Origin of the sequence: Streptomyces murinus (assembly GCF_002154555.1) — a bacterium.
In the GTDB taxonomy this organism is placed as follows: Bacteria; Actinomycetota; Actinomycetes; order Streptomycetales; family Streptomycetaceae; genus Streptomyces; species Streptomyces murinus.
The window spans coordinates 1-10,206 of sequence record NZ_MUNF01000379.1; the positions used below are offsets into that span (position 1 = coordinate 1).

A 10,206-nucleotide genomic window follows, 5' to 3' on the forward strand; every position below is an offset into this window, starting at 1 on the left:
CTCCGCCTCCTCGCGGGCGGCGGCGCCCCCAAGCCGCCCGAGCTGTACCACCAGGTGGTCCGCGAACTGGGCGTCCAGCTCACCCACGGCTACGGCATGACCGAGGCCCCGATGATCACCATGGGCGACCCGACGGACACCCCCGCCAACCTGGCCACGACGGAGGGCCGCCCACCCGCGGGCATGGACATCCGCATCGTGAACGGCGAGATCCACCTGCGCGGCGAGGCCGTCTGCCACGGCTACCTCGGCGCCTCCCCCTTCACCGCCGACGGCTACCTCCCCACCGGCGACCTCGGCCACCTCACCCCCACCGGCCACCTCATCCTCACCGGCCGCGCCAAGGACGTGATCATCCGCAAGGGCGAGAACATCTCCGCGAAGGAGATCGAGGACCTGCTGCACGGGCATCCGGGGGTGGGGGACGCGGCGGTGATAGGTCTGCCGGACGCGGAGCGGGGGGAGTTGGTGTGCGCGGTGCTGGAACGGCGCCCGGGCGCGGCGGAGTTGACCTTGCCGGAGGTCGTGTCGTTCCTCCGCACACACGGCTTGGCCACGCACAAGCTTCCCGAACGACTGGAGGTGGTGGCGGAGCTGCCACGTAACGAGACGCTGCGGAAGGTACTCAAGTACAAGCTGCGGGAGCGGTTCGGACCGTCGTAAGTCAGGGTGCCGATCTGCAACAGCTCCGGGTCAAGGCCACCAGGGGGTCTTCGACCGAAGAGCGCTCGGCGGTCACATCACCGACTTCTCGAAGGCTTCAAACACATCCGCGTCGGCCTTGCGGCCTCCCGCTCCCACTGCGCGGTGTCCTCCCACGGCATGACGTATCCGGCCTTCGGCTCACCGGGAAAGTACCGTCGAACTCCGGCGATCCAGGCTTCCCGGAACAGTCGCGCGCCCTCGGTACTCGACATGCCCATCCCTCTCACCACGGCGTTCAGAAGCGGCGCTCTCCACCCTCGGCCGGGCCGGAGTTTGCGGGTTGCCTACGGGGCAGCAAGGCTCATCGGCAGACGAGCATGCCGCCAAGACATCTGATACGGAAGGCGCCCTCTGCCTGAATGATCTCGTTGACCCGCTCCCGCGCGCGCTCGATCGTCTCCCGGAACGGAACGCCCATCTTGTCCGCCCAGGCTTCGTACGAGGCCAAGTGCGCGACGACCGGTTCAGCGTCGGTCACCTCGATCACACCGGGGAGGTGGATCGTGCGGATCTCGCCGAAGACCGTACCGAGAATCCCTGGTGCGTCTTCCAGGGTGAACCGCGCGGACAGCTGCACTCGGGCCGGTCCCTCCTGGATGCCCAGCACATCGCCCGCGGCCTGGCGCCAGAGGTGCTCCAGTTCCCGCTTGTCGGTCTGACTGTTCGTGGAGACGATCGCTGTACCGCCGGGTGCCAGTACGCGGCCCAGCTCCCGCACGGCCTGGTACTGATCCTGGACGTGGTACATCATGTGCAGCGCAAGGACCGCGCCGAGGGCTCCATCGGCGATGGGGAGCTGCTGGACGTCCGCGACGACGGCTCCCGGGATGGCGCCGAGGATGCCGTGAGAGACATCCAGGGGAAGCACGGACAGGTCAGGACGGGCCTCACGCACCCGGGCAACGAACTTCCCGTTACCGCAACCCACGTCCGCGACTACGCCACGTATCCCGGCTAGTTCGTTGACGACGATGCCCGGAAGGTCGTGGCGCGGGGTCTGAAACCGATAGAGGGACTGACGGGCGGCCAGATGCTGACCCGTGCTGTACGCCTTGGTGGAAAGAAGGTTGCGGTCAGTGGCCAGATGATCACGCGTGGGCCGGTCGGTCATCGGGGCTCCGTGGGGTTACTGGCGAGGGCGGGCCGGACGGTCACCTCGTAAATGTGCGTGCGGAGATCGACTGCCGACTGTGCGCCACGGTACGGCTCGCTTCCGAGAAGCGCGGCCAGATTGCGGAGCCTGATGGTGATGCTCGCCGTGAATCCCTCGGCGGTGAACACCTCCGAGAGCTTCGCACCGGCTCTCTCCACCTCGCCGCTCGCAAGGTAGGCCGTGGCCATGTCCAGGTGGGCGGCTTGTAGATCGCCCGGGGAGCGGTCGTCTTCTGGCCCGGTGTGGTACAGCTCCACGGCGCGCTTGGAAGCGCTTATGGCGTGCCGGGTCTGCTCGGCGCCCCCGACGGCCAACAGGGTGGTACCGGCGTAGGCCCACTGCTTGGCTTCGGGAAATGAGAAGATCCCTGGCAACTCGTCGGGCCCCCCAGCGACCCGCGCCTCATTGGCCAGTGCGAGTACCCGCAGCGCGCTTCGATTGTCCCCTTCAGCTGCACGGGCACGGGCCTCCAAGCTCAGCAGCCGGGCCTTGATCGTTCCCGTGCCGGGTCCTCGACCCTCGCTATGCCCGGCCTGCGCAAGATCCCCTGCCCGCCGATAGTCCCCCGCCCAGTAGGCGACCAATGACTGGAACGACCGTGCCCATGCACGTAGTTGTGAGTGCTCCGAGATCTCCGCGCACTGCACCACGGTGCGGGCATGAGTAGCTGCGTCGGTGCGGTCCCCCAGGTCCAGCGACACATGCGCCGCGAGACCGGATAACCACCCCGCCACCACGTAAAGGTGACGGGTCTGGCTAGGGTGCTGGCGACCCTCCAGTAACCGGAACACTGCACCCCGAGCCATGCGGATCTCCGGGATCAGAAGAGTCAGAGGCCGGCTGACGAAGTCCCGGGCAAGTCGTTCGACGTCAGCGTCGAACTGCTCCAGTACGAGCGCATTGACGTTGGTCTCCGCCGCGTGCCGAGCCAGTCGGGTAGACAGCTCTGTATCGGCGGCCAGGGATCGGACATCATCTGACGGAGCTTCTGCGGTCGGTCTTTCTTCCGGTACGGCGGACCCCTTCGGATAGAGGCCCAGCTCAGCTTCGCTGACGACCTGGAACACCGCGCACAGGGCTGCCCTGTAGTCGCCGGAAGGCCACGTGATGGCTCCTCGCTCAAGGCGGGAGACCCAATTCGCATCGAGCTCCGGATCGCGCCCGGTGGCTGCCTGGACCTGAGCGCACACACGTTCCGCGACCTGGGTCTGAGTCCACCGCCGAGCGTTTCTGTGTCTGCGAAGAGCTTCGTTCGCCATCATCCCGCCGTCCGCTGGTCGAGTCGGGCGCCGAAAAGCGTAGCCGCGATCTGCCTTCCGAGTGCCTACAACGTGCCTAGAGGGATGCCCTGTTGGGCTTCTGGCCAGTGGAGTTGACTGGTCTCAGCCGCCCGGGAGGCAGTCTCCTCCTTGCAGCGGGCCGTAGGGCCGTCCGCAACATCCCACCTGCGGCCCGCTGTGTCCAGCTTGGAACGCGGCCGCCCGCGCGCCCCCTGGGAGCTGACACCCAGGTTTCCCTCCGGGACCCCGGCGGGACCCATCGAGATCAGGAAGGAGTACGGATGAACGAGAACGCTCCCACCGAGCAGACCAGTGGCCTGTTGATCGGTGTCCGCCGCATCGCCTCGGCCCGCTCGCGCGCCGAAGAGTCCTCGGACAACACCGGCGGCAAGTCGGACATGAACGACACCTGATCGACCGAGGAGACCCACGGTGATTGATTCCGCATCGTGGGCCGAGCGTCTGGGCGGGGACACGTTCCTCGCCCAGACGTGCTTCCGGGCCCACAAAGTGATCCGCTCCAACGGCAACGTCCGCCTCTCGCTGCTGACCTGGGACGACCTCAACGAGATCGTGGCCACTCACCGGCTCGAACCGCCTCGGATGCGGCTTTCCCGCGTCGGGGAAGCCGTTCCCGCAACGGCATACTCGATCCTCCGTACGAACCGTCGCGGGGTGTCCTGGTACCAGCCGGAGCCTGCCGAGTTCCATGCCCGGCTTGCCGAAGGCGCATCCTTGGTCATCGACGCGATCGACCAGATCCACCCGCCCGTCCGGGAAGCCGCGGCCGGCCTCGAACGGTTCTTCCGCACCCCCGTGCAGGTCAACGTGTACGCCTCGTGGACCGCCGAGGAAGGCTTCGGCACTCACTGGGATGACCACGATGTGGTGGTACTCCAGCTCGAAGGCTCCAAGCGGTGGAAGATCTACGGTCCCACCCGGCTGGCTCCCGCCTGGCGAGACGTCCAAGCCCCGGAGGCCCCGGCGGGCGACCCGCTCGCGGACATCCTCCTGACGCCCGGCGACCTGCTCTACCTGCCACGCGGCTGGTGGCACGCCGTGAGCGCCGACCAAGGCACCGCCTCTCTACACCTCACCTTCGGACTCGCCACTCAGACCGGCGCCGAGTTCCTGGGCTGGCTGTGCGACGACCTCCGGGCGAGCGTGACCGTCCGGGCCGACGTGCCGCGTTTCGGCACTCCGGAGGTGCGGGCTGACTACCTGGCTGCCGTACGGCAGGAGGTGCTGACCGCCCTGGACGATTCTGCTGTTCTGAACCGCTGGGAAGAGTCCCTTGATGCGACGCACCCCGGGTACCCGCGGCTGTCTCTGCCCCACCTCACCGCCGTTCCCGCCGAACCGGGCATCATCGTGCAGACCACTGCGCCGCGTGCCCGGATCGACCAGGACGGCCAGACCGTCACCTTCGCCGGGGCAGGGAAGGAGTGGACCTTCGCCCTCCCCGTCGCCCCGGTCCTCCGCCTTCTCTCTGGTGGATCGCCGACAACCCTCGCGGGCCTGGCCGCCGAGTCCGATCTCACCCTCGTGCAGGTGGCGCAGGTCGTTTCCGCGCTGGTTGCCGGTCAGGTTGTCGCCGTGGTCGGGGGCTCCTCGTGACCGCTTCCCTCGGGCTGGGGACGTACCGGGTGCGCGCCGTCGAAGAGGCGGCCCGCACCGCGTGTGCCGACGGGCTCGTGTGGATCGACACCGCCCCCAACTACGGCGGTGCCCACCAGGCGCTCGGCCCCGCCATCGCCGACCACCCGCGCGCCATGGTGGCGACGAAGACGGGCTTCTTCACCCCGGATGAAGGCGGAGCTGCTCTCCGAGCCGGGCTCCTCACCACTGCCCAGGTCCGGACCGGGCACAGCCTCGACCCCGGCTTCGTCCGCTGGCAGACGGAAAGGTCTTTGGCCGCTCTCGGCCGGATCGACCTCGTGTTCGTCCACAATCCGGAGCGCGTCGGCCTCCGTCCCGCAGAGCTTCATGCGGTGCTTCGTGAGGTGTTCGTGGTCCTGGAGGAGTTCGCCTGCGCCGGCAGCATCGGCGGGTACGGTGTGGCCACCTGGTCAGGGTTCATGCATGACGCCTTCTCCGTGTCCGAACTCCTGGGGCTGGCCATCGAGGCCGCTGGTTCGGGTGAACATCACCTGCGGGCCGTCCAACAGCCGGTCAGCCTCGTCGTGGCAAGGCCGATCGTCCTCGCCCTCGATGGGCGAGGCCCCCTCGTCCTGGCTCGTGCGGCGGGCCTGATCACTTTCGGGTCCGCACCTCTGCACGGTGGCGAACTGCCTCGCCTCATCACGCCTGAACTCTCCGAGCTCATCCGCCCGGGGGCCTCGCCAGGCACTGCCTGCCTCCTCGCTGCGGCCTCCTGCCCGAGCCTGGACGTGGTACTGCTGTCTGCTGGCACCGCCGCCCATTGGGCCGCCGCCAAGGCTGCCGTTGCCGCCCCGCTCGATCCGGGACACCTCAGGAAGGTCACCGATGTACTCGCCCAAGGATGAGACCACAAGGGCACGCATGGAGGACGCCCTGGCCCATGCCGCTACCCGGCTGTCCACCACGACGATGGGGACACCGGCCTGGGGATGGCTCGGCCGGACCATCGGCAGCCGCACCGCAGGCGGTCACTGGCTCCGCGTCCACTGCGGCGAGGCAGCCAAGACCCCCACTACCCGGAACGAGGGGATCGCCCTCGCCGAGGAACGGGTGTCCGACAAGGTGTCCCGCCCGCACCTGCACGACCTGTACCGCTGGAGCGACGGCGAGTACGTCTTCGAAGCTGAGCTGATCGACTACATCGCCCATCCCGTCATCTCCCCGGAAACACCCGACCTCACCGCGGATCCGGGCCTGCCGGACTCTTGGTGGACGACTCTGCGGGAGAGTCTGGACGCCCTCAGCACCGCCGAACCGCCCCGCGAGACCATCCGCCAGTCCTGGGCCGACCGGGTCTTCCCCGAGTTCCTGGGGATCCCCGCCCCGGCCATCACCGAACGCATCACCGGGCACGCCGACCTTCAGTGGGCCAACCTCACCCACGCCCCCCTCGTCATCCTGGACTGGGAGCGCTGGGGCGCCGTCCCCGTCGGTTACGACCCCGCGATGCTCTACGTGAACAGCCTCCGCGTCCCCGCCGTCGCCGACCGTATCCGTGCCGAGTTCGCCCACGTCCTCGACACCCCCGTCGGCCGGATCGGCGAACAGATCGCCCTCGCCGAAATGCTTCAGGCCGTGGGCCGTGGCTGGTACGTCGAGCTGGCCCCGCTCCTGCGCCGACGCGCGGAGTATCTGACGGGGATCCGTCCCCCGGCCCCGTCCCCCACCCATCCAACTGCCTGATCAGCGCCTCTGACCCAACCACGAGACCATGATTCGGATTCCGGCCCACCTGGTGCCGGCACCGAGGAAGGCCTGCGATGCCGCAGAACGTGCCCAGCTTTGACGAACTGATGGAGGCCGTCCAGCACTCGGCGGTCCACCTCGAAATGCGTGACCAGTACGCGGTCGGCGACGAGGCCGACGACTTCAACGCGTGGCTCGACACGGGCCACAGGGACCTTGACCCCGCCTCGGAGTACTGGTCGCCCTGGGTGGACCTGATCTCCCGTGCAGTCGCCCGGGGCGTGGTCGTACGACGTGCACGCGTCGTCTCCGAGCCGGTCACCGACTACATCCGCTACGAGCACGCGGCCACGGTCATCAATGTCACGGCCGGAGAGCAGGTCCGGTGGTTGCCGCGCCCGCGCGCGGTCGATCTGATGCTGCCGGGCGCAGATCTGTGGATCTTCGACGGGACGCAGGTCCTCTTCAATCACTTCACCGGCGTGGGCGAATGGGCCGACCCGCCATTGGAGTTGCGTACCGAGCCGGGTATCGTCAAGCAGTGTTCGGACGCCTTCGAGGCAGTCTGGGAACGCGCCGTCCCCCACGAGATCTACGAGATCCACTGACAGAAGTGTCGTTGGCCAGTTCATGACCACGTCTCCATCCTCCTCCGCGCAAGCCGCCCGCCAGAACGTGGCGCGGCGACTGCGTGACCTGAGGAGGAGCGCAGGCCTGACGGTCACCGAGCTGGCCAACGAGTGCGGTTGGCACCACGCCAAGACGTCGCGCATCGAAAACGCCCGCACGCCTCCCTCGCCGACCGATATCCGCCTGTGGTGTCGTGCGAGCGGCGCCACAGACCAGACGGCCGATCTGATCGCCGCCTCACAGCACGCGGAGTCCCTGTACCGCGAGTGGCAACAGCGGGTGCGTGCGGGGCTGGCCAGGCTTCAGGACAGCTACGTCGAGCTGTACCGGTCAACCGAGTTGCTGCGTGTGTACTCCCCGGTCCTTGTCCCCGGGCTGCTCCAGACCGAGGGGTACGCACAGGCCCTGCTGAGCATCGACGCCCGCTTCCGTGAAGTGCCCGACGACGCCGTGGAGGCTGCCGCGGCACGTGTGCGCCGGTCACAGGTGATCCATGAGCCCGGCCACCGGTACGTGTTCCTCATTGAGGAAGCGGTTCTCTACTACCAACTCGGCGACGCCGAGGCGATGGCCGCCCAGCTCGGCTATCTCCTCACCGCCGGCGCGCTCCCGCAGGTGTCGTTCGGCGTCATTCCGACAGCCACCCGTGAGCGCGTGATGTGGCCGAAGGAGACATTCGATGTGCACGACGACACCCTTGTGTCCGTCGAACTGGTCTCCGCCGAGGTGAACATCACCCAGCCCTCCGAGATCACGCTCTACGTGAAGGCGTTCGAGCAGCTCCGAAGCATGGCCGTGTACGGCGCCGAGGCACGTGCCCTGATCGTGAAGGCGATCGACGCGCTGGGCTGACGCCGGTGCCGGTCGTACGCCCTCAGTGCTTGAGCACGTACGGCCGCACCACGTCGTCCGCGGTTTCCCAATGGGGTCGGTAGGGATGCGCGGTGCTCTGCCAGCACGCCTCGTCGGACAGGATCGGCAGACGGTGGTTGGCCGCGAGGCTTCGTTTGGCCCAGCGGCGCCAGCGGGCGTCGTACGGGTTCGGCAGGGGCCATACGTACGGGTCCGGGGTCCGGACCTCCCGCGCGATCTCCAGGTCCGCCGCCTTGGTGTCACGACGGCGGGACCTGGTGAACGGGCGCGCGAGTGCGTCATAAAGCCGACGGAACAACGGCGTTCTCCGCGAGCGTGAACGTGGCCCACACGCACTTGGTGTACGGCCCCTGCCGGTAGCCCCACGTCTCGGCCAGCGCGTCCACGAGCGCGAGTCCGTGTCCGCCCTCCTCGTCCGGCGCGGAGTCGCGGAGCTGGGGGAGCCGGTCGCGGTCCGGGTCCGAGACCTCCAGCCGCAGGTCTTGTTCCTGGAGGGTGAGCGTGACCTCGACCAGGGCGTAGGAGACCCGGCAGTGCCGCACCGCGTTGGTGACGAGTTCACTCACCAACAGGACTACTACGTCCGACAGTTCGCCAGCGATGCCCCAGTCTGCCAGCGCTTTGGCGGTGAGCTGGCGGGCCATTGACACGTGCCGTCTGTGCTTGGAGATCCTGAAGGTCGTGGTTGCGGGCATGGGGATGCCGTACCTCCTGACGTTGCGTCAAGACAGGCGTCGATGTGGCGCCGGTCGAGAAGCTAGCGCTGGATTCAGCATCTCTGCAATGAGAATCGATGAATACATGCATTGATGTCCCTCAATCGCGTGATGCACTCTCTGAGTTGTCACCTTGTGTGGGATGGTTTCCGACGGAGAGGGGAGGCCCCATTGCCCACAGGTGGACGGCCGACGGTGCGCAGCAGGCGTCTCGGTGCAGCACTCAGGCAGTACCGACAGGCCGCGAAGCTGGATCAGCCGCAAGCAGCTGAGATCATCGCGTCAAGCCAGGCACGGATCAGTCGCATCGAGTCCGGTCAGGCCACGCCCCGCGTGATCGAGGTGCGACTGCTGCTCGACGCCTACGGCATCACGGATGCCGATGTGCGCGCGAAGCTTGAGGAGTTGGCCAAGCACTCGAAGAACCGTGGCTGGTGGCTTGAGCACGCCGAACATCTGCGGCCCGACTACGTCGACCACATCGCGTTGGAGGACGACGCGACCTATATCCGCCAGTGGCAGCCCGCGCTTGTTCCCGGCCTGCTGCAAACCCCTTCCTACGCACGGGCGGTCATCACGGAAGGGCCTGACTACATCGCTCCCGATGAGATCAGTCGGCTGGTCGAAGTTCGAGAAGGTCGGCAGGCGAAGATCGAGGAAGGCGGCGCGACGTATGCCGCCATCCTCTGGGAAGTGGTGGTGGCGCAGCCCTTGGTGAGTGTCGACATCCACCGGGAGCAACTGACCGCGATCCTTGAGGCGGCGAAGCGCAAGAACGTGACCGTGCAGGTTCTCCCGTTCGGCGCGGGTGCGCTTGCGGTCACCACCGCCGGCTTCTCTTCCTTCAGCTTCGATTCCGAACCCACGGTGGATGCCGTGGCTATCGAGAATCTTCGGGGGACGTCCGTTCTGGAAGCCCCGGAGGATCTCGCCGCTTACGGCAACATGTTCGACGTACTACGATCGGCAGCACTGGCGCCGGAGGCGAGCATGAAGCTCATCCGGGACATACTGCGGAGCATCAAGGAAGACTGATCGTGACCGAGGTAGAGGGCCCCTTCTGGAAGTCGTCGTACTCAGGTCAGCACGGCGATTGCGTCGAGGTCGCCGACACGGCCCCCGTCGGCCGGGCCGTCCGGGACAGCAAGCAGGACAATGGGCCCCTCCTCACCTTCTCCCACGAGACCTGGATGGACTTCCTCCGCCAGTTCTCGTAGGACGCGCAGAACAGCGAAGGGCGCCCCGCGGCACGTACTCCGCCGGGCGCCCTTTCCTGTGTCACATCCTGCTCAACGACGCCGTCGCATACAGCACATCCCTGATCGCCTCCTTGTCGCCGAGTTGGCCCGCCGCCGCTTCCTCCGGGAGGAGGTGGCCCGCGGCCAGGTGGCAGAACTCGACGGAGTCCAGGGCGACGTGGGCGACCTCCCAGTCGGTGGAGGGGGTGGCGGACGGGGAGTCGAGGGGGATCAGCCAGTTGCCGCCGGCGGGGCCCTCGATC

Annotated in this window: 13 protein-coding genes and 1 pseudogene; 9 read left to right on the forward strand and 5 right to left on the reverse strand. The window is 67.5% G+C overall.

The window, feature by feature from the left end; all coding sequences use genetic code 11:
* On the forward strand, window positions 1–663 hold a 663-nt coding region (locus tag CCN72_RS22795; RefSeq protein WP_143664169.1), incomplete at its 5' end, for a class I adenylate-forming enzyme family protein.
* Between the two features lie 343 nt (window positions 664–1,006).
* Here the strand turns inward: CCN72_RS22795 and CCN72_RS22805 are convergent.
* On the reverse strand, window positions 1,007–1,816 hold the full coding sequence (locus tag CCN72_RS22805; RefSeq protein WP_086809127.1) for a class I SAM-dependent methyltransferase: 810 nt from the start codon (window positions 1,814–1,816) through the stop codon (window positions 1,007–1,009).
* Window positions 1,813–3,120: a helix-turn-helix domain-containing protein gene (locus tag CCN72_RS22810; RefSeq protein WP_086809128.1), complete on the reverse strand. Its 1,308-nt coding sequence runs from the start codon at window positions 3,118–3,120 to the stop codon at window positions 1,813–1,815. The genes CCN72_RS22805 and CCN72_RS22810 overlap by 4 nt, the downstream gene beginning before the upstream one ends.
* Window positions 3,121–3,419: 299 nt before the next feature.
* Between CCN72_RS22810 and CCN72_RS41425 the strand changes: the two genes are divergently transcribed.
* The 6 genes from CCN72_RS41425 to CCN72_RS22835 all read left to right on the forward strand — a co-directional run bounded on the left by CCN72_RS41425 (window position 3,420) and on the right by CCN72_RS22835 (window position 7,968).
* On the forward strand, window positions 3,420–3,551 hold the full coding sequence (locus tag CCN72_RS41425; protein WP_279630268.1) for a hypothetical protein: 132 nt from the start codon (window positions 3,420–3,422) through the stop codon (window positions 3,549–3,551).
* Window positions 3,552–3,570: 19 nt separating this feature from the next.
* Entirely contained in the window at window positions 3,571–4,755 is a 1,185-nt protein-coding gene (locus CCN72_RS22815; RefSeq protein WP_086809129.1) for a cupin domain-containing protein, read from the forward strand.
* Complete coding sequence (locus tag CCN72_RS22820) at window positions 4,752–5,645, forward strand: aldo/keto reductase (RefSeq protein ID WP_086809130.1); 894 nt, start codon at window positions 4,752–4,754, stop codon at window positions 5,643–5,645. The genes CCN72_RS22815 and CCN72_RS22820 overlap by 4 nt, the downstream gene beginning before the upstream one ends.
* 16 nt (window positions 5,646–5,661) lie before the next feature.
* Window positions 5,662–6,483, forward strand: a complete 822-nt coding sequence (locus tag CCN72_RS22825; RefSeq protein ID WP_232986083.1) for a hypothetical protein — start codon at window positions 5,662–5,664, stop codon at window positions 6,481–6,483.
* Between the two features lie 77 nt (window positions 6,484–6,560).
* Complete coding sequence (locus CCN72_RS22830) at window positions 6,561–7,094, forward strand: DUF6879 family protein (protein WP_086809132.1); 534 nt, start codon at window positions 6,561–6,563, stop codon at window positions 7,092–7,094.
* Between the two features lie 22 nt (window positions 7,095–7,116).
* Entirely contained in the window at window positions 7,117–7,968 is an 852-nt protein-coding gene (locus CCN72_RS22835) for a helix-turn-helix domain-containing protein (protein ID WP_086809133.1), read from the forward strand.
* Window positions 7,969–7,990: 22 nt separating this feature from the next.
* Here the strand turns inward: CCN72_RS22835 and CCN72_RS22840 are convergent, their stop codons facing one another.
* A complete protein-coding gene (locus tag CCN72_RS22840; RefSeq protein ID WP_086809134.1) occupies window positions 7,991–8,287 on the reverse strand; it encodes a hypothetical protein in 297 nt (98 codons plus the stop codon).
* The gene (locus CCN72_RS22845) at window positions 8,268–8,684 is read right to left on the reverse strand and encodes an ATP-binding protein (RefSeq protein ID WP_086809135.1); all 417 of its coding nucleotides are present in this window, start codon (window positions 8,682–8,684) and stop codon (window positions 8,268–8,270) included. The genes CCN72_RS22840 and CCN72_RS22845 overlap by 20 nt, the downstream gene beginning before the upstream one ends.
* A gap of 216 nt (window positions 8,685–8,900) precedes the next feature.
* Between CCN72_RS22845 and CCN72_RS22850 the strand changes: the two genes are divergently transcribed.
* Both CCN72_RS22850 and CCN72_RS22855 read left to right on the forward strand, forming a co-directional pair.
* On the forward strand, window positions 8,901–9,740 hold the full coding sequence (locus tag CCN72_RS22850; protein ID WP_167408709.1) for a helix-turn-helix domain-containing protein: 840 nt from the start codon (window positions 8,901–8,903) through the stop codon (window positions 9,738–9,740).
* Between the two features lie 2 nt (window positions 9,741–9,742).
* On the forward strand, window positions 9,743–9,922 hold the full coding sequence (locus CCN72_RS22855; RefSeq protein WP_086809136.1) for a DUF397 domain-containing protein: 180 nt from the start codon (window positions 9,743–9,745) through the stop codon (window positions 9,920–9,922).
* A 61-nt stretch (window positions 9,923–9,983) separates the two neighbouring features.
* On the opposite strand, the pseudogene CCN72_RS22860 reads toward CCN72_RS22855, so the two are convergent.
* A pseudogene (locus tag CCN72_RS22860) lies at window positions 9,984–10,206 on the reverse strand (MDMPI N domain containing protein); the annotation flags it as partial.